The 18,840-nt window shown below is 70.3% G+C and carries 12 protein-coding genes; 4 read left to right on the forward strand and 8 right to left on the reverse strand.

Going from position 1 to position 18,840, the window contains the following annotated elements:
* Positions 1-92: 92 nt before the first annotated feature.
* Complete coding sequence (locus ABE487_RS13165) at positions 93-1,952, forward strand: TonB-dependent receptor (protein WP_346452119.1); 1,860 nt, start codon at positions 93-95, stop codon at positions 1,950-1,952.
* A gap of 98 nt (positions 1,953-2,050) precedes the next feature.
* Here the strand turns inward: ABE487_RS13165 and ABE487_RS13170 are convergent, their stop codons facing one another.
* The 8 genes from ABE487_RS13170 to ABE487_RS13205 form a co-directional block, all read right to left on the reverse strand.
* On the reverse strand, positions 2,051-3,544 hold the full coding sequence (locus ABE487_RS13170) for an FAD-dependent oxidoreductase (RefSeq protein ID WP_346452118.1): 1,494 nt from the start codon (positions 3,542-3,544) through the stop codon (positions 2,051-2,053).
* Between the two features lie 64 nt (positions 3,545-3,608).
* On the reverse strand, positions 3,609-8,066 hold the full coding sequence (gene gltB, locus ABE487_RS13175; RefSeq protein ID WP_346452120.1) for a glutamate synthase large subunit: 4,458 nt from the start codon (positions 8,064-8,066) through the stop codon (positions 3,609-3,611).
* A 207-nt stretch (positions 8,067-8,273) separates the two neighbouring features.
* Complete coding sequence (locus ABE487_RS13180) at positions 8,274-8,843, reverse strand: Sua5/YciO/YrdC/YwlC family protein (protein ID WP_346441634.1); 570 nt, start codon at positions 8,841-8,843, stop codon at positions 8,274-8,276.
* A gap of 19 nt (positions 8,844-8,862) precedes the next feature.
* On the reverse strand, positions 8,863-11,430 hold the full coding sequence (locus ABE487_RS13185; protein ID WP_346452117.1) for a DNA topoisomerase I: 2,568 nt from the start codon (positions 11,428-11,430) through the stop codon (positions 8,863-8,865).
* A 147-nt stretch (positions 11,431-11,577) separates the two neighbouring features.
* Positions 11,578-12,552 carry an RDD family protein gene (locus ABE487_RS13190; protein WP_346452116.1) on the reverse strand — a complete coding sequence of 325 codons (975 nt, stop codon included), beginning with the start codon at positions 12,550-12,552 and terminating at the stop codon, positions 11,578-11,580.
* A gap of 356 nt (positions 12,553-12,908) precedes the next feature.
* Positions 12,909-13,382, reverse strand: a complete 474-nt coding sequence (locus ABE487_RS13195) for a DUF494 family protein (RefSeq protein ID WP_241944127.1) — start codon at positions 13,380-13,382, stop codon at positions 12,909-12,911.
* A gap of 33 nt (positions 13,383-13,415) precedes the next feature.
* A complete protein-coding gene (gene dprA, locus ABE487_RS13200) occupies positions 13,416-14,552 on the reverse strand; it encodes a DNA-processing protein DprA (protein ID WP_346441630.1) in 1,137 nt (378 codons plus the stop codon).
* A gap of 109 nt (positions 14,553-14,661) precedes the next feature.
* Positions 14,662-15,825, reverse strand: coding sequence for a LysM domain-containing protein (locus ABE487_RS13205; protein ID WP_346441629.1), 1,164 nt, complete (start codon positions 15,823-15,825; stop codon positions 14,662-14,664).
* 131 nt (positions 15,826-15,956) lie between these two features.
* Between ABE487_RS13205 and def the strand changes: the two genes are divergently transcribed.
* The 3 genes from def to rsmB all read left to right on the forward strand — a co-directional run bounded on the left by def (position 15,957) and on the right by rsmB (position 18,826).
* Positions 15,957-16,472, forward strand: coding sequence for a peptide deformylase (gene def, locus ABE487_RS13210; RefSeq protein ID WP_346441628.1), 516 nt, complete (start codon positions 15,957-15,959; stop codon positions 16,470-16,472).
* A 112-nt stretch (positions 16,473-16,584) separates the two neighbouring features.
* Positions 16,585-17,529 carry a methionyl-tRNA formyltransferase gene (gene fmt, locus ABE487_RS13215; protein WP_346441627.1) on the forward strand — a complete coding sequence of 315 codons (945 nt, stop codon included), beginning with the start codon at positions 16,585-16,587 and terminating at the stop codon, positions 17,527-17,529.
* Between the two features lies 1 nt (position 17,530).
* Positions 17,531-18,826 (forward strand): 16S rRNA (cytosine(967)-C(5))-methyltransferase RsmB, encoded by a 1,296-nt coding sequence (gene rsmB / locus ABE487_RS13220; protein ID WP_346441626.1) that lies wholly within the window; start codon positions 17,531-17,533, stop codon positions 18,824-18,826.
* Positions 18,827-18,840: the final 14 nt, after the last annotated feature.

Consider the following 18,840-nt stretch of genomic DNA (forward strand, 5'->3'; position numbering starts at 1 on the left):
GCGCTCGACCTGAAGCACTGCGCGCTCTTCCGCGCTCAGGTGGCTGTACTGTTTTCCCATCGCGACACCCTACACTCCGCCGGGTGTTGCACTTGGAAGTTGAGTCTGCCCTGATCGTCAGCACCCAGGACTCGCAGAACTCCAAGACGCCGGTCTCGTTCGGCAACGGCGCCATCTACACCGTGATCGACCGCCGCCCGCCGCTGACCGAGGCCACGCTGCTGCAGCTCGGCCCGGCCAGCGGGTTCAGCCTGCAGTCGCAGCACCAGAAGGGCTGGTCGCTGCAGGACGACTTGACCTTCAACAGCTTCGAGTTCAACGGCGATCACACCGTCAAGGTCGGCGTGAACTACCGCAACATCGAGCTGGCGTCGAGCGACGGCGAGCCGCTGAACCCGCAGTTCTCGTGGGAGTTCGACCCGGCCACCGGCCAGATCGCCGCGCAGCCCTACCGCGTGGAGTTCATCGCGCCGTTCGCGACCCCCGGCCTGAGCCCGCGCGTGGAGACCACGGCCAAGCAGTACGGGTTCTATATCCAGGACGACTGGCAGGTGAACCCGCATCTGATGCTGAACTTCGGCGTGCGCTGGGACTACGAGGACGTGCCGGCCTACACCGACCACGTCACCCCGAAGGCCTTCGTCGATGCGCTCTACGCCGCCGATCCGCAGAATCCGGGGCAGCGCTGGGTCGACCGCTGGCTCAACGGCGGTATCGATGCGATCAACCCGCTCGACTACATCAGCACCGGCAGCAACCGCAAGAACTTCAAGGACGCGTGGGCGCCGCGCTTCGGCTTCTCCTACGACCTGGGCGCCGACGAGCGTCACGTGATCCACGGCGGCGCCGGCCGGTCCTACGACCGCAACCTGTTCCGCGACCTCGCGTTCGAGCGCCACAAGGGCTCGATCTCGCTGGTGCGCCTGGAGTTCGCCGATCCGGCGACCGGCCAGTGCGTGGCGATCACCGGCTCGCGTTGCGTCGCCTGGGACCCGGCCTACCTGGGCGGGGCGGACGTGCTCGCCGGTATCACCGGTTCGCGCGATGCCGCCGAGGCGTTCATGCTCAACAACCGGCTCAAGACGCCCTACAGCGATCAGTTCAGCCTGGGCATGAGCAACCAGGTGGGGCAGTGGCTGACCGACGTCACCGTGCAGCGCATCCTCGCCCGCGACGGCTTCGGCTACACGCTCGGCAACCGCTATCCCGACGGCGCGTTCTTCAGCCCCGACGGCAGCCCGCCGTGGGGCGCCTCCGATCGCGTGCCGCCGGGCTTCGGCGGCGTGATCCTGGGCGACAACGGCGTCGAGCAGCGCAGCACGCAGATCCTGCTGGCGGCCGACAAGCCGTACACCAAGGAATCGGGCTGGGGCGCCAACATCGCCTACACCCATACCCAGGCGCGCCAGAACAGCCGCGACAACGACAGCCAGTTCGACTACTTCGACAAGGCGCGGCTGCAGTACTTCCCGTTCGTGAAGTCGAGCAACCAGCCCAAGCACCGCTTCACCGCCTCGGCCTCGGTCGACGGGCCGTGGGGGGTGACCTACGGCGCCAAGCTGGTGCTCGAGACCGCCAACCCGATCAACACCGTGGCCTGCTACGGCGTCCAGGGCTGGGACGGTTCGACCTGCCAACTTGTCGGCTTCGTGCCGCCGGGCAACGGCAAGTTCCTGGTCGGCGGCGACATCTGGAGCTACCGCACCGTGGATCTGCAGGCGACCAAGGAGTTCGTGCTGGGGGGCGACACGCGGCTGACCGCACGCGTGAACCTGCTCAACGCGTTCAACTTCAAGAACTACGACAGCTACGTCTACGGCGGACCCGACGGCAGCAGCAACTACTTCGGCGAAGGCGGCCAACTCGACACCGGCTACGTGTCGGTGAACCGCAATGCCGGGATCTTCTACTTTCCGCGCACGCTGACGGTGGAAGTGGGCCTGAAGTTCTGAGGCCACGCTGCATCGATGGAAACAGAACGGGGCCTTCGGGCCCCGTTCTGCGTTCCGGCGCATGCCCACGCAAACCGCGCAGCGGCACGCAGCGTCGATCAGATGGCGTCGAGCGCGGCCCGCGTCGTGTCGGCGGCCCGTCGGCGCAGCATGCGCGCGATGCTTGCGGCTGCGTCGCGGCCTTCCTGCACCGCGGTGACCACCAGGTCGGCGCCGCGCACCGCATCGCCACCGGCGAATACGCGCTCATGCGCGGTCTGATACGGCAGCCGACGCTCGCCGCCGACGCGGATACGCCCGCTGCCCGGTGCCTGGGCCTCGACGCCATGCGGGTCGAGCCAGGCCGGCACGGCCGGCGAAAAGCCGAAGGCGATGATCACCACGTCGGCGGCCAGCGTCGATTCGCTGCCCGCGACCGGAACGGCGGCACGGCGGCCGTTCGCGTCCGGGTCGCCGAGCCGGGTCTCGACCATGCGCACGCCGGCCGCGTTGCCGTCCGCATCGGCTTCGATTGCCAGCGGCTGGCGGTTGAACAGGAAGCGCACGCCTTCCTCGCGGGCGTTGGCGACTTCGCGCGCCGAGCCGGGCATGTTGGCTTCGTCGCGACGGTAGGCACAGGTGACGCTGGCCGCGCCCAGTCGGACGGCCGAGCGCACACAGTCCATGCCGGTGTCGCCGCCGCCGAGCACGACCACGCGCTTGCCGGTCAGTTTCGGCAGCGTGAGCGTGTCCTCCCAGCCGGCGATCGGCCGGCCCCAGGTGTCGCCGCCAGTGACCAGGCGGCCGTTGTGCACCAGGAACGGCAGCGCCGGCAGCACGCCCGGCAGGTCCTGGCCGGGCAGTCCACCATCGGTGTAGCGGTAGGCGCCGGTGCCCAGGAACACCGCATCGAAGTCTTCCAGCAGTGCGTCGAGCGCGATGTCGCGGCCGATCTCCACGCCGAGCCGGAACGTCACGCCCATGCCCTCGAGCACGGCGCGCCGGGTGGCGATGACGGCCTTGTCGAGCTTGAAGCTGGGGATGCCGAACTGCAGCAGGCCGCCGATCTGCTCGTAGCGGTCGAACACGACCGCCTCGATGCCGGCGCGCGCCAACCGGTCGGCGCAGGCCAGCCCGGCGGGCCCGGCACCGATCACCGCGACCCGCCGGCCGGTGGCCACGACCTTCGACAGGTCCGGCCGCCAGCCCTGGGCGAATGCGGTATCGACGATGTACTTCTCGACTGCACCGATGGTCACCGCGCCGAAGCCGTCGTTGAGCGTGCACGCGCCCTCGCACAGCCGGTCCTGGGGGCACACGCGGCCGCACATCTCCGGCAGCGGGTTGGTCTCGTGGCACAGCGCCGCGGCCTCGTGCACGCGCCCTTCCTGCACCAGCTTCAGCCAGTTGGGGATGTAGTTGTGCACCGGGCACTTGGCTTCGCAGTACGGGTTGCCGCAATCGAGACAGCGATCGGCCTGGTGCGCGGCCTCGCTCGGCCCGAAGCCGCCATAGAGCTCGTTCCAGTCGCCGGCCGTGCGCAGCGTCAGCGGCACTTTGCCCGGCATCTCGCGCGGCTCCTTGAGGAACCGAAACACATCGCGCTTGGTCATCAGGTGGACTCCGTTGCGCGAGATGCGAAGCGGATCGTAAAGGCGGATGTGCGCAACACGGACCTCATGCCGCCCGCCTCAGGTCTTCGGCGAGTGCCGCCAGGCTCGCGGCCTTGGGCTTGACCAGCCAGAACTTGCCGACGAAGTCGCGGAACTCGTCGAGGATGCGGGCGCTCCAGGCGCTGCCGGTCAGGCGGGCGTGGGTCTCGATCAAATCGCGCAGGTGCGAGCGGTAGTTGTCGAAGGCTTCTGGTGTCACCCGCAGGATGTCGATCAACTCGTGGTTGTAGCGGTCGACGAAGTCGCGATCGAGGTCGAGCACGTAGGCGATGCCGCCGGTGAAGCCGGCGCCGAAGTTCAGGCCGGTGCGACCCAGCACCGCGACCGCGCCGCCGGTCATGTACTCGCAGCAATGGTCGCCGGCGCCTTCGATCACTGCGACCGCGCCCGAGTTGCGCACGCCGAAGCGCTCGCCCGCGCGGCCCGCAGCGTACAGTTCGCCACCGGTCGCGCCATACAGACAGGTGTTGCCGAGGATCGGCGTGAGCCGCGACTCGAACGCGCTGCCGGCCGGTGGACGCAACACGATCCGGCCACCGGCCATGCCCTTGCCGACGTAGTCGTTGGCTTCGCCCTCCAGTTCGAGGTGCAGGCCGCCCGCATTGAACGCGCCCAGGCTCTGGCCGGCGGTGCCGCGCAGGCGCAGCGTCAGCGGCCGGTCGGCCATGCCGGTGTTGCCGTGCACGCGCGCGATCGCGCCCGACAGGCGCGTGCCGATGCTGCGGTCGGTGTTGCGAATCTCGAAGTCATAGCTGCCACCGTCGCCGCGTGCGATCGCCTTGGACACGCGCGCGTCCAGCGCGGCCGCCAGACCGTCGGGCGGCGCCTGCAGCGCCGGGGCACCGCAGTAGCCAAGCGGCTTGTCGGGATCGCGGCGCAGCAGCATCGACAGGTCGATGTCGACGTGGTCGCGGGTGCGGCGCAGGTGCTGCTCGAGCAGGTCGGTGCGGCCGACGATCTCGTCGAGCGCGCGCGCGCCCAGCGCCGCCAGGTGCTCGCGCACGTCCTCGGCGACATTGCGGAAGAACACCTCCACGCGCTCGGGCAGGCCCTTGTAGTGGTGTTCGCGCAGCCGCGGATCCTGGGTCGCCACGCCGGTGGCGCAGTTGTTGAGGTGGCAGATGCGCAGGTACTTGCAGCCCAGCGCGATCATCGGCGCGGTGCCGAAGCCGAACGTGTCGGCGCCCAGCAGCGCGGCCTTGATCACGTCCAGGCCGGTCTTGAGCCCGCCGTCGGTCTGCAGCAGTACGCGGTCGCGCATGTCGTTGAACTGCAGCGCCTGGCGCGCCTCCGACAGGCCCAGTTCCCACGGCGCGCCGGCGTAGCGGATCGAGCCCAGCGGGCTGGCACCGGTACCGCCGTCGTGGCCGGAGATCGTGATCAGGTCGGCGCCGGCCTTGACCACGCCGGCGGCGATCGTGCCGACCCCGGCATGGCTGACCAGCTTGACCGAGATCAGCGCCTGCGGGTTGACCTGGCGCAGGTCGAAAATCAACTGCGCCAGGTCCTCGATCGAGTAGATGTCGTGGTGCGGCGGCGGCGAGATCAGGCCGATGCCCGGCTTGGCATAACGCAGGCGCGCGATCAACGCGTCGACCTTGCTGCCCGGCAACTGGCCGCCCTCACCGGGCTTGGCGCCCTGCGCGACCTTGATCTGCAGCACCTCGGCGTTGATCAGGTACTCGGGCGTCACGCCGAAGCGGCCCGAAGCGATCTGCTTGATCTTGCTGCGCCGCTCGCTGCCGTAGCGCGCCGGGTCCTCGCCGCCCTCGCCGGAGTTGCTGCGTCCGCCCAGCCGGTTCATCGCGATCGCCAACGCCTCGTGCGCCTCGGGCGACAACGCGCCCAGGCTCATCGCCGCCGAGTCGAATCGGCGCACGATTGCCGAGACCGGTTCGACCTCGTCGAGCGGTACCGGCATGGCCGCCGCGCGCGGGCGCAGCAGGTCGCGCAGCGCGGCCGGGGGCCGGGTGTCGACGAGGCCCGCGTAGCGACGCCAGTCCTCGCGCGCGCCGGTGGCGACCGCGCGCTGCAGCGCTTGCACCACGTCGGGATTGAACTGGTGGTACTCGCCGCCGTGCACGTAGTGCAGCAGGCCGCCGGGTTCGGGCAGCGCGGTATCGTCCCAGCCTTGCGCGGCCAGCGCCCAGGCGTCGGCCTCCAGGCGCGCGAAGCCAGCGCCGCCGATGCGGGATGGCGTGCCCTCGAAGCACAGCGCGACGACTTCCGCATCGAGTCCGACGATCTCGAACAACTGCGCGCCGCGATAGCTGGCGATACTGCCGATGCCCATCTTCGACAGAATCTTCAGCAGGCCCTTGCGCACGCCGCGGCGGTAGCTGCGACCCAGTTGCAGCATCTCGTCGCCGCTCTGGGTCGGGATCACGCCGCGCCGCGCCAGTCCATGCAGGGTCTGGTAGGCAAGGTAGGGATAGACCGCGGTCGCGCCAAAGCCGATCAGGCAGGCGAAATGGTGGGGATCGCGCGCGGTGCCGGTCTCCACCAGCAGGTTGGCGTCGCAGCGCAGTCCCATGCGCACCAGGTGCAGGTGGATCGCGCCGGTCGCCAGCAGCGCGTGCACCGGTGCGGTGCCGCGCTTGGGATAACGATCGCTCAGCAGCAGGATCTCCACACCCTCGCGCACCGCCGTTTCGGCCTCGGCGCACAGCCGGTGCAGGGCGGCCTCGAGCGTTTCGTCCTGGCCGAAGTACAGGTGCAGCAGTCGGTTGGCGTGCTCGAAGCGCGGCAGCGCGAGCAACTGCCTGAGCTTGCGCTGCGAGAGCACCGGCGAGTTCAGCAGCACGTGGTGCACGTTCTCGGCGCGGTCGAGGAACAGGTTGCCCTCGCGCCCGATCTGCGTGGCCAGGGTCATGACCCCGCCCTCGCGCAGCGGATCGATCGGCGGGTTGGTGACCTGGGCGAAGGCCTGGCGGAAGCCGTCGTAGAGCGGGCGCACGCGCTGGCTGATCGCCGCCATCGGCACGTCGTCGCCCATCGAGCCGATCCCTTCCTGTTCGGTCTGCGCCAGCGGGCGCAACACCGATTCCTGTTCCTCGCGGGTGAGCTGGAACAGCTTCTGGAACGCCAGCAGGGTGTCGGCGGGGAAGGGCTCGGCGGCCAGCGCCGGGTCGATCAGTTCGGTGTGCAGATAGCTCATGCCGCGCTTGAGCCACTGCTTGTATGGCGCGCGCGCGCGGTTGACGGAGTCGATCGCGTCGTTGTCGAGCAATGTGCCGGCGGCCAGATCGATCGCGATCATCTCGCCCGGCCCGAGTTTGCCCTTGGCCTTGACCCGCTCGGGCGCGACGTCCCACACACCGGTCTCGGAGGCGATCACGAAGATGCCGTCGTGCGAGAGCGTCCAGCGCGCCGGGCGCAGGCCGTTGCGGTCGAGGGTGCAGGCCGCATACCGGCCGTCGCACATCACCACGCCGGCCGGCCCGTCCCACGGTTCGGAGTTGATCGCGTAGTACTCATAGAACGCGGCGAGGTCGGCGTCCTTGTACTCCAGCGACTGGGTTGCCGGCGGCATCAGGATGCGCATCGCCTGCAGCAGGTCCATGCCGCCGAGCAGCAGCCACTCGAGCATGTTGTCGAGGCTCTGCGAATCGGAGCCATGCATCGTGACCGGCGCCTCGAACTCGCCGATGTCGAGCAGCGGCGATGCCCAGACCCCGCGGCGCGCCTGGGCCCAGCGCCGGTTGCCTTCGATGCTGTTGATCTCGCCGTTGTGCGCCAGCCGCCGGAACGGGTGCGCCAGCGGCCAGCGCGGCAGCGTGTTGGTCGAAAAGCGCTGGTGGAACACCACCGTGACCGCGGCCAGGTCCGGCCGGGCCAGGTCCGGGAACAACTGGGTCAGGTGGCTCGGCAGCACCATGCCCTTGTAGCCGAGCAGGCCGGGCGTCAAGCCGACGACGTAGAAGTCGGCCACGTCGCGCAGCGCCTGCTCGGCGCGGCGGCGCGCCAGGTACAGCGCGCGCTCGAACGCCGGCGCATCGTCGTCATCGGCTTCGACGAACACCTGCGCCACCTGCGGCAGCGACGACAGCGCCAGGCGGCCGAGTGCGGCAGTGTCGAGCGGCACCTCGCGCCAGCCGAGCGTGCGCACGTCCAGTGCCGCCAACTGCGCGGACAGGGTCTCTCGGCACTGCGCGGCGGCGGCCGCGTCGTGCGGCAGGAACACCATGCCGGCAGCGATTCGAGAGCCGGTGACGACGAACCCGCTTTCGGCGGCGAGCGTGCGCACGAAGGCCTCGACGCCGACCAGCAGCACGCCGCAGCCGTCGCCCGACAGGCCGTCTGCGGCGATGCCGCCGCGATGGGCCATGCGCGACAGCGCCTGCAGTGCGCCGTCGACAATCTCGCGCGCGGGCGCGCCGCCGATCGTCGAGATCAGGCCGAAGCCACAGGCGTCGCGTTCGTCAGCGGGGTCGTACAGCCCACGCACCGGGGATTCCCGCATCGTCGTCATTGCCGTCCGGTCAGGGGAGCAGAGCCGGCGTGGGGATCGGAGCGTGTGGAGATCTCGCAACGCATCCACGTCGGGCCATCGAATAGAGCACAGTTTGTGCAGTGCGGCAATACGCTATTCGCAGCACTTCAGACGTTTCCGATGCAACCATTGCGACGCGGCACCAGCCCCGATGCAGGTCGATCCGGGCCGCGGCCGTCAGCCGCGCAGCACCCGTCCAGTGGCGGCGTCGCGGATCGTCGACGGCGCGCGGCGTCCGCCGGTCTCCCCGTCGGCCACACCGTCGATCTGCGCCAGCAATCGCGGGTCGAGCGCGGAGGCCTCGTGCACGGCCGGCTCGCCCGAGAGGTTGGCGCTGGTCGATACCAGCGGCCCACCGAAGGCGGCGCACAGCGCGATGACGCCCGGATGGGCGCTGACGCGTACCGCGATGCCGGCATGGTCACCGGTCAGCCAGTCCGGAACGCCGGGCAACGCCGGCACGATCCAGGTGTTGGGGCCCGGCCAGGAAGCGAGCACCGCGTCGCGGCGCTCGGGCGCGAGCCGGGGCCAGTCGGCGATGTCGGCCAACTGCGCCGTTTCCCCGGCGATCAAGATGACCCCCTTGTCGACCGGCCGGCGCTTGATCTGGAGCAGGCGACCCACGGCGGCCGCGTCGAACGGCGCGCAGCCCAACCCCCACACGCCTTCGGTGGGGTAGGCGATCACACCGCCGCGCGCGAGCACGGCGGCCGCGGCGGCGATGTCCAGACGCGCGAGGGCGGACATGCGCGATGCCGGCCGCGCGTCAGAACGGCGCGGCGTCGTCGGCCGCGGCCTTGACCACGCGCTTCTTGCCCGGCGCGACCTTGGCCGGCGTCAGCAGCGACTTGGCCGGCTCAGGCGCCGCGACCGCCTGTTTGGCGACCTTCTTCGTCGCTTTTTTCGCGGTCTTCTTGGCGGCTTTCTTCGCAGGTGCCTTCTTGGTCGCGGCCTTCTTCGCAGCCGGGCTCTTGTCGGGCGCGGCCTTCTTCGTCGCGACTTTCTTGGCGGCGGCCTTTTTGGCGCCGAACCCCTTGCGCACCGGCTTGCCGGTTTCCTCGAGCAGGCGGGTGACCTCCTCGAACGTCAGCGACGCGGGCTCGCGGTCCTTGGGGATCTTGCCGTTGAGCTTGCCGTCGCTGATGTACGGCCCGAAACGGCCGTTGAGTACCTGGATGTCGCTGCCATCGAAGGATTTGATGATCCGGTTGCGCGCGATCTCCTCCTTCTCCTCGATCAGGAACACCGCGCGCGTCAGGTCGATCTTGTACGGATCGTCCTCCTTCTTCAGCGAGGCGTAGGTGCTGCCGCGCTTGGCGAAGGGACCGAAACGGCCGATGCCCACGCTGACCTGCTCGCCCTTGTCCTCGCCGAGGATGCGCGGCATCAGGAACAGCTCGAGCGCCTGCTCGAGCGTGATCGTGTGCATGCTCTGGCCGGGGCGCAACGAGGCGAACTTGGGCTTGTCCTCGGCGTCCTCGGCGGTGCTGCCGATCGCCGCGTACGGCCCGAAGCGGCCCAGCCGTACGCTGACCGGCTTGCCGGTCTTGGGGTCGGTGCCCAGCTCGCGCGCGCCGGTGGCCTCGGTGCGGTCGACCGACTCGGTCTTCTCGACCACCAGCTCCTTGAACGGCCCCCAGAACTTCTCCATCAGCGGGATCCAGTCCTCCTCGCCGCGGCTGACCGCATCGAGCTCGTCCTCAAGCTTGGCGGTGAAGTCGTAGTCCACGTAGCGGGTGAAGTGGCTGGACAGGAACTTCGACACCGCACGGCCGACATCGCTGGGCCGGAAGCTGCGGCCTTCCATCTCGACATACTTGCGGAACAGCAGGGTCTGGATGATCGAGGTGTACGTCGACGGGCGGCCGATCCCGTACTCCTCGAGCGCCTTGACCAGCGCGGCTTCGGTGAAGCGCGGCGGCGGCTGCGTGAAGTGCTGCTCGGCGAGGATGCGGTCGAGCGGCACGCGGTCGCCCGGCTTCATCTGCGGCAGCTTGCGGCCCTCGTCGTCGTCATCCTTGCCCTTGGTGTCCTTGCCCTCCTCGTAGACCGCCAGAAAGCCCGGCACCACGACCGTCGTGCCCGAGGCGCGGAAGCTGTGCTCGCTGCCGGCGGCCAGGTCGACGGACACGGTGTTGAGCGTGGCCGGAATCATCTGCGAGGCCACCGCGCGCTTCCAGATCAGCTCGTAGAGGCGGCGCTCGTCGTCGGTCAGGTGGCGCGCGACCTGCGAAGGCGTGCGCAGCGCCGAGGTCGGACGCACCGCCTCGTGGGCCTCCTGCGCGTTCTTGGACTTGGTCTGATAGGTATTGGGCTGGTCGGGCAGGGACGCGGTGCCGTAGTCGCGCGCGATCACGTCGCGGATGTCCACCAGCGCGTCCTGCGACAGATTCACCGAGTCGGTACGCATGTAGGTGATCAGGCCGATCGTGCCCTCCTCGCCGAGCGCCACGCCCTCGTAGAGTTTCTGCGCGATCTGCATGGTCTTGCGCGTGGTGAAGCCGAGCTTGCGCGAGGCTTCCTGCTGCAGCGTCGAGGTCGTGAACGGCGGCGCCGGGCGGCGCTTGCGTTCCTTGGCGCCGACGTCGGTGACGTGCAGCGCGCCCTGCGCGGCGGCCTGGATGCGCGCGCGGGCGGCCTCGGCGGTGTCGCCGTCGGTGATCGTGAACTGCTCGAACTTCTGCCCGTCGAGCTTGGCCAGCCGCGCGGTGAAGCTCTGCGAGGGATGCGCACACGCGGCTTCGATCGACCAGTACTCGCGCGCGATGAAGGCCTCGATCTCCTCTTCGCGCTCGACGATCAGTCGCAGCGCCGGCGATTGCACCCGGCCGGCCGACAGCCCGCGCTGCACCTTGCGCCACAGCACCGGCGAGAGATTGAAGCCGACCAGATAGTCGAGTGCGCGGCGCGCCTGCTGGGCATCGACGAGGTCGCCGGCGATCGAGCGGGGCTTCTGCATGGCCTCCTTGATCGCCCGCGGCGTGATCTCGGTGAACACCACGCGCTGCAGCGACCGGTCCTCGAGCAGCCCGCGCTCTTTGAGGATCTCGGCGATGTGCCAACTGATCGCCTCGCCCTCGCGGTCCGGGTCGGTCGCCAGAAAGATGTCCTGCGCGCCGCGCGCGGCCTTGGCGATCGCCTCGACGTGCTTTTCGTTCTTCTCGATCAGGTCGTAGCGCATCGCGAAGCCGTGGTCGGGGTCGACCGCGCCTTCCTTGGGGATCAGATCGCGCACATGGCCGTAGGACGCCAGGACCTGGAAGTCGTTGCCGAGGTACTTGTTGATCGTCTTGGCCTTGGCGGGCGACTCGACGATGAGGAGGTGTTTGGCCATGGGGGCGACATCCGTGGGTGCGCCGTTGGACCGGCGCCCCGAAAGGTGTGAAGACGCCGCCGCCCGGGGCGGGGCCCCGGGCGGTCGGTTGCTTTTATAGTGGAATCACGGGCGGGCAGGGCTGTCAAGCGCGAGCCCTGCCGGGGTTCACATCGAAGCGAACAAAAGGGCGGCCACGATCGCGACCAGCCCCAGTCCGAACAGGGCGCCGAAGATCGCCAGCACGACGATCGCCACCGTTCCCAGGCCATCGTGCTGCAAGTCGGGCCGGTCGGTGAAGGCCCACTTGTCGACCACCACGGTGTCGCAAATGATGTCGTGCAACGACTGCCTGCGCTCGGTGAAGACAATCATCAGGAAGCCGATCATCAGGATCAGTGCGCTGAGGATGGTCGAAAAATAGCGGCCGATGCCGCGCAGCAGCGAAATGCGCTCGCCGTTGGAGCGGACGACCTTGATGCCCACTGCCATCTTGCCCGGTGTGGCCATCATGTTCGAGGCGTGGAACCAGGCGTAATAGAGCGCGCCAATGGCGATCGACAGCAGGTTGGACAGGACCTGGACCAGCACGAACCCGATGCTCCCGGCCGAGCCTGAGCCGCCGACGGCGAGAATGCCGCCGAGCACGGCGAGGGCGATCCCGCCGATCACCATGCCGATGATGCCCACGACCAGACCGTCGATCAGATAGGCTGCGACCCGCTTCCAGAAGCCTGCGTAGAACACGGGGCCGCCGCGCACCACTGCAGCGGCGCCGGCCACCGGGGCGGTCGGTGGCGCGTAGGGCGAGGCGCTGGCCATGGCGCCGGCAGGAGCGACTGCGGTGGTATGCGCGCTCTCGGTGACCGGGCGCCAGGCATCGCCAGGCGCCGGGGCCCCCTCGACGTTCGCTTCCGCGGGCGCCAGCGCCTCGAGGGTCCATTCCGATGCCGCGGGGGCCGGGGAGGCGGCACTGGCGAACTCACCGCGCACCGCGTCCAGCGGCACCCACTCGGCCAGGCCATCGCGCCACACCAGGGTCCTGTCGTCGATCTGGCGTGCCTGGTACAGGCGCAGCAGTTCGGTGGCCGGGACCGGTCCCCGGCGGGCATGCGTGGTGTCGGCGTAGAACCAGTCGGTCATCGGGGCGGATCCTGTGCGGGGAGCGATGCCGCGGCTGCGGCAAGACGAAGGGGCACGATGCTGCAGCCACGCATCGCACGCGGCCTGCGCCAGCGTGCCGCCGTCAGACCATCAGCGACACCGTGTTGCGGCAGGCGAGGCATCGGCACACGCGGCGCGTGCCCGATGTCGGGAGCCCATGGAGCCGGTGCGACTCGGCCTTGCGGACCGCCTGCCCCTGCAACGCGATGGCCGCTGGCCTGGCCGGCCGCACGGGCGTCGTGGGCGGCATGCTAACCCGTGCAGCGCGATTCGTCCCCGTTGCGCGGCAGCGCAACGGGACCGGGTGATCGCGGGTGGTCAGGCATGCGGCCGGATCAGTGCACCGGCTCGGGTTCGTCGATGAACATCTGGGTTTCCATCCAGGCGTAGGCCGCCTCGCTGCCGGGCTGGTTGAACAGCACCATCAGCACGACCCATTTGAGGTCGTCGAGGTCGAGTTCGTCCTGGTCGAGCGCCATCACGCGGTCGAGCACCAGTTCGCGCTGGTCGGCATCGAGCACGCCGTGCTGCTCGAGGAACATCAGAAAGCCGCGGCCCTCGACGTCCAGCCGGTCGATCTCGGGGGCCGAATACACGCGGGTGGGCCCGTTCGCGCGGACCTCCGACACGGCAGGGCGCTGCTCGGCCAGGGCGTCGAGCCAGTCGAAGGCCTTGCTGGTCTCCGCTGGGCTGAATCCAGCCTGCAGCAGACCGCTCTGCAGCGAGTCGCGGTCGCGGACCAGGTCCGCGTCCTCGGTGAAGTAGTGCTCGAACAGATAGAGCAGGACATCCAGGATGCTTTCTTTCATATTCCCCGGCCTGCGCCCCAAGAGGCGCGTCATTCAGGACTTTCGGCAATAGCGACCGTGCGCGACGTCGAGGCGTCCATCCAGCTCCATGGCCAGGAGCATGGCCGACGCACGTGCGACCGTCAATCCGGTGCGGGCGATCAGTTCATCCATACCGCTTGGGTCGTGGCTCAGGGCCTGCCACAAGCGGTTGTAGTCGGGGTCTGAGGACGGAACGGCGGGCGCCGGGGCCGCCGCCTCGTCTTCGATGGGGGCGGCCAGGCGCCCGCGCAAGGCATCGGCGAGGTCGGCGGCGACCGGGCCGAGCGCGGCGCTCACCTCATCCGGCGACTCGACCAGCATCGCCCCGTCGCGCAGCAGGCGATGACAGCCGCGGGCCTTGGGGTTGCGGATCGAACCGGGGATCGCGAACACCTCGCGACCGGCCTCGCCGGCCAGGCGTGCGGTGATCAAGGCGCCCGAGCGGTAGGCTGCTTCGACGACCAGGGTGCCGAGCGCAAGGCTGGCGACGATGCGGTTGCGGCTGGGGAACTGTGCGCGGCGCGCGGGCGTGCCGGGCGGGTACTCGCTGACTACCGCGCCTTCGACCGCGATCCGCGCGTGCAGGCCGGCATTGCAACGCGGGTAGGGTTGGTCGATGCCGCTGCCGAGCACCGCCACCGTGACGCCGCCCGCCTGGAGCGCGGCCAGGTGGGCGGCGGCGTCGATGCCGCCGGCCAGGCCGCTGAACACCGCCAGCCCCTGCGCAGCGAACCGCCGGGCGAATGCGGCGGCGGTGTCCAGCCCGGCCGCGGTCGGCGCGCGACTGCCGACCACGGCGACCCCCGGATGCCAAAGCAGGGTGGGATCGCCATCGACGAACAGCGCCAAGGGTGGGCCGGGCGCGCGCCGCAGCAGCGCCGGGTAGTCGGGCGCGTGCCAGCCCACGAGGTGGCGCCTCGGCGCGGACTGCAGCCAGGCGCGCGAGCGGCGCCAATCGGGATCGGGCGTGCGCAGTGCACGGCATTGCGCCGGGTCCAGGCCGGCTTCGCGCCAGGCGTCGGCGCCGGCGGCGAGTGCGGCTGCAGGCCCGCCGTGGCGGTCGAGCAGCTCGCGCCGCGGCGCCAGCGGGCCGCCGGCATGGATCAGCCGCAGCAGCGCGTCGGCATCGGTAGGGGCGGTGTCGGGCATGTGCCCAGGCTAGGCCGGCCTGGGCGCGCTGGCCGTCGGCGCATGCCCCGTGTGCGGGTCGGAAACGCCCGCGCGCGACGGTGCTGGGCGCATGACCCCGCAGCGCGGGTCAGTGGGTCGCGTCAGGGTGCTTGAGACGGTCGCCGATCTGGACTGGCTTGGTGCCTTCCATGACCAGCGCGTAGCTGACATGGTCGAACGTCCGGAACACCATCGCATGCGCGGCGTACTCGTCGGGCAGCCGGTCGCGGCGCGAGCCGCGGTCGGGCGCGGCGTCGATGCGCGAGGTGTTGGGATGGCGCACGCGGTCGACGATGTAATCGCCGCTGTTCCAGATCGAGAACACCGTGCCGTTGTCGATGCCCGACGCGCGGCCGGCCGAGATCGCGATCACGTCGCGCGGGCCACCGGTGATGAGCGTGTCGGCGACCGCGAGCACCTGCACGTCGGCGGCGATCGTGTCGGCGGCCGGCGCGTGCGGGAAGAACTGCAGGTCGTAGGGCTGCGGGTCGACCGGCACCACGCGGTCGCCCGGGCGGGCCTCGAAGCCGCCGCCGTCGAGCGCGATCGTGGTGGCGTCGGTGTCCTCGGTGGGCCCCGAGACCACGGTGCCCACGCCCAGTTGGACCATCTCCACGCCCAGGAACGCATCCTGGCCGCGCAGGCGGGGCAGCGTTTGCCGCCACAGGTGGCTTTCGCCGGCGACGCGCTTGCCGCGGTAGTTGAGGTCGCGCGCGCGCCGGGCACCGTAGAACTCGGTCGCCGGTCGCTGCACCGCGTAGCGTTGGCCGGGCAGCGCGTTCTCCAGGCCCTTGACGTAGATGTCGCGGTCGATGCTGCCGCGCAGGCGGGTGCCTTCGCTGCCGAGCACGTAGGGCAGGTGGTCGAAGTTGAAGACGATGCTGCGGTTCTTCAGGAACGGCTCGATGTCCGACAGCGAGACCGCATCGATCGGCGCCTGCGCGGTCGTGCGCGGACCCGGGCGCACGGTTGCGGTGACCCGGTCCAGGTAGGCCAGGCTGATCACGTCGCCCGGGTAGATCAGATGCGGGTTGGCGATCTGCGGGTTGGCCTGCCAGATCTCCGGCCATAGCCACGGACGGTCGAGGAAGCGGCCTGCGATGTCCCATAGCGTGTCGCCACGCACCACGACATACGTGTCGGGATGATCGCCGCGCAGTTGCTGGGCCGTGGCATACGTGGTCACGGTCAGCAGCGCGACGGCACACACCGTGCGGAGCGTTCGGGAAAGGCGTTCGAGCGTGCCGGCCATCTACAGCTCCCCTTGGGTTTCTCCCCTTGCAGCGCCGCAATATAGCCTGAAACCGCGAAACGGAAGCAACTGCGCGCCGCGTTACAATGCCCGGCTTCCGCCTGCGCGCTGCCGCCTACGCCGTCCAATCCATGGCCCTGCTCCCGATCCTCGAATACCCCGACACCGGCCTGCGCAAGGTCGCAGCGCCCGTGCCCGCCGACCGTTTCGCCGACCCGGCGTTCCAGCGCCTGCTCGACGACATGTTCCAGACCATGTACGAGGCGCCGGGGATCGGGCTGGCCTCGACCCAGGTCGATACCTACGAGCGTTTCATGGTCATCGACGTCACCGAGACGCGCGACCAGCCGCTGGTGTTCGTCAATCCGACGATCCGCGACCGCTCGGCCGACCTGCGGGTGCATACCGAGGGCTGCCTGTCGATTCCGGGCGTGTTCGCCGACGTGACCCGCGCCGACGGCATCGTCGTGGAGGCCTTCGACCGCCACGGCAAGGCGTTCGAGCTGACCGTCGACGGCCTGTTGGCGACCTGTGTGCAGCACGAGATCGACCACCTCGACGGCAAGCTGTTCATCGACTATCTCTCGCCGCTCAAGCGCGATCGGGCGCTCAAGAAGCTCGAGAAGCTGCGCAAGGGCCGGGAGTAAGCAGGCGGGGGCGGGGATTCGCAGCGTCGAGCCCGTCATCCGTTTCTCCGAGCCCGCCGGGTTCGATTCCCGACTCCAGACTCCACGCTCCCCGGATCTCCATTCCCGTCCCATGAGAATCGTCTTCGCCGGCACCCCGGACTTCGCCGTGCCCTCGCTGCTCGCTGCCGATGCGCGGCGTGAGGTCGTGGCCGTCTACACCCAGCCCGATCGCCCGGCCGGGCGCGGGCGCGCGCTGACGGCCTCGCCAGTCAAGCAGACAGCGCTCGAGCGCGGGCTGGTTGTGCGTCAGCCCGAGCGGTTGCGCGGCGGCGAGGTGCTCGATGCGCTGCGGGCGCTTGAGCCCGACCTGATGGTCGTCGTCGCCTACGGCCTGCTGCTGCCGCAAGCGGTGCTCGACATTCCGCGCCTGGGATGCTGGAACGTCCATGCCTCGCTGTTGCCGCGCTGGCGGGGTGCCGCGCCGATCCAGCGCGCGATCCAGGCCGGCGACGCCCAGACCGGCGTGTGCCTGATGCAGATGGAGAAGGGGCTGGACACCGGGCCGGTGCTGCTGCGGCAATCGACGCCGATCGCGCCCGACGACACCGGCGGCCGCCTGCACGATCGCCTGGCCGAGCTCGGTGCGCAGGTGCTCGCCGACGGCCTGGGCCTGCTGCGTGCCGGCATCCGGCCGGTGCCCGAAGTGCAGGCCGAGGCCGGCGCGACCTACGCCCACAAGCTCGACAAGGCCGAGGCCCGGCTCGACTGGACGCGCCCGGCGCGCGCACTGGCCGACACCGTGCGTGCGTTCGACCCCTGGCCGATCGCCGAGGCCGAACTCGCCGGTGAGCGCGTGCGCGTGCATGCGGCGCAGGCGTTGCCGCTCGCCCACGACCGCGTACCGGGCACCTTGCTGGCAGCCGGCCGCGACGGGCTCGATATCGCTTGCGGCGACGGCGCGCTGCGCGTACTGCGGTTGCAGCGCGCCGGCGGCAAGGTCGTCGCTGCGGCCGACTATCTCAACGCCCGCCAGGACCTCAAGGCGCTGGTCGCCGCCCCGGCGGGCCAGGCCTGACATGGGCGCCCCCGGCGCCACGGTCCGCGTGCAGGCCGCACAGGTGCTCGATGCGGTCGCGCACCGCGGCACCTCGCTCAAGGCCGCGTTGGCCACGGCGCTGCCGACGCTCGCCGATCCGCGCGACCGCGCATTGCTCGAGGCGATCTGCTTCGGCGCGCTGCGCGGCGCCGCCCGCTACGATCGTGCGCTCGCGGCGTGGATCCCGCGTCCGCTGCCGCGTCGCGACGCGTCGCTGCGTGCGTTGCTGCATGTCGGCTTCGCCCAGCTCGACCCGCTCGGCTTGCCGGCGCATGCCGCGCTGTCGGCGACCGTCGAGGCTGCGCGCGCGATGGGCCGCAGCCACCAGGCCGGGCTCGTCAATGCGCTGCTGCGCCGCGCCCAGCGCGACGGCCTGCCACCGCCGGCGCCCGGCGATGGCTGGCCGGCCTGGCTGCTGGCCCAGGTGCGCGAGGACTGGCCGGATGCCTGGGAAGCGATCCTCGAGGCCAGCGCGTCGCAGGCACCGACCTGGCTGCGGGTCAACCGTCGGCGCAGCACGCCCGCGGCCTGCATCGCCGCGCTGGCCGAGGCGGGCGTCGAGGCGGTCGCGTCTCCAGGGCTGCCGGATGCGCTGCGGGTGGATGCGCCGTTCGCGGTGGCCGCATTGCCCGGCTTCACCGACGGTCTGTTCTCGGTCCAGGACGGCTCGGCCCAGCAGGTCGCCGCCGCGCTGGCACCGGCCGCGGGCGCGCGCGTGCTCGACGCCTGCGCCGCGCCCGGTGGCAAGAGTGCGCACCTGCTCGAGCGCGATCCGGCCCTGCGGCTGACCGCGCTCGATGTCGCCGCGCCGCGCGTGGCGCGGATCGCCGCGACCTTCGCCCGGCTCGGCGTGGGCGAGCAGGCCACGCTGCGCGCGGTCGACGCGCTCGAGGTGGGGCGTTGGTGGGACGGCACGCCATTCGATGCGGTGCTGCTCGATGCGCCGTGCTCGGCGACCGGCGTCGTGCGTCGCCAGCCCGATGTGCTGCTGCACCGGCGCGCGTCCGATCTGGAAGCCTTGGTCGCGCTGCAGGCGCGTCTGCTCGACGCATTGGCGCCGACGGTCGCGCCCGGCGGCGTACTGCTGTACGCGACCTGTTCGATCCTGCGGCGCGAGAACGCCGCGCAGGTCGAGGCGTTCCTGGCCCGACATCCCGACTTCGCGGTGCAGCCGCTGGACGCGGGCTTCGGCCGCGATACCGGTGCAGGTCACCAGCGCCTACCCGGTGAGGACGGTATGGACGGCTTCTTCTATGCGCGGCTTAAGAGGCGCTAATCTGCGCTGATCGA

Origin of the sequence: Luteimonas sp. TWI596 (assembly GCF_039674105.1) — a bacterium.
GTDB lineage: Bacteria > Pseudomonadota > Gammaproteobacteria > Xanthomonadales > Xanthomonadaceae > Luteimonas.

Excerpts from the sequence above, each read along its gene's own strand:
- ABE487_RS13170 (WP_346452118.1), bottom strand. The coding sequence starts at position 3,544 with ATGACCAAGCGCGATGTGTTTCGGTTCCTCAAGGAGCCGCGCGAGATG.
- gltB (WP_346452120.1), bottom strand. The coding sequence starts at position 8,066 with ATGCGGGAATCCCCGGTGCGTGGGCTGTACGACCCCGCTGACGAACGC.
- ABE487_RS13180 (WP_346441634.1), bottom strand. The coding sequence starts at position 8,843 with ATGTCCGCCCTCGCGCGTCTGGACATCGCCGCCGCGGCCGCCGTGCTC.
- ABE487_RS13185 (WP_346452117.1), bottom strand. The coding sequence starts at position 11,430 with ATGGCCAAACACCTCCTCATCGTCGAGTCGCCCGCCAAGGCCAAGACG.
- ABE487_RS13190 (WP_346452116.1), bottom strand. The coding sequence starts at position 12,552 with ATGACCGACTGGTTCTACGCCGACACCACGCATGCCCGCCGGGGACCG.
- ABE487_RS13195 (WP_241944127.1), bottom strand. The coding sequence starts at position 13,382 with ATGAAAGAAAGCATCCTGGATGTCCTGCTCTATCTGTTCGAGCACTAC.
- dprA (WP_346441630.1), bottom strand. The coding sequence starts at position 14,552 with ATGCCCGACACCGCCCCTACCGATGCCGACGCGCTGCTGCGGCTGATC.
- ABE487_RS13205 (WP_346441629.1), bottom strand. The coding sequence starts at position 15,825 with ATGGCCGGCACGCTCGAACGCCTTTCCCGAACGCTCCGCACGGTGTGT.
- def (WP_346441628.1), top strand. The coding sequence starts at position 15,957 with ATGGCCCTGCTCCCGATCCTCGAATACCCCGACACCGGCCTGCGCAAG.
- fmt (WP_346441627.1), top strand. The coding sequence starts at position 16,585 with ATGAGAATCGTCTTCGCCGGCACCCCGGACTTCGCCGTGCCCTCGCTG.
- rsmB (WP_346441626.1), top strand. The coding sequence starts at position 17,531 with ATGGGCGCCCCCGGCGCCACGGTCCGCGTGCAGGCCGCACAGGTGCTC.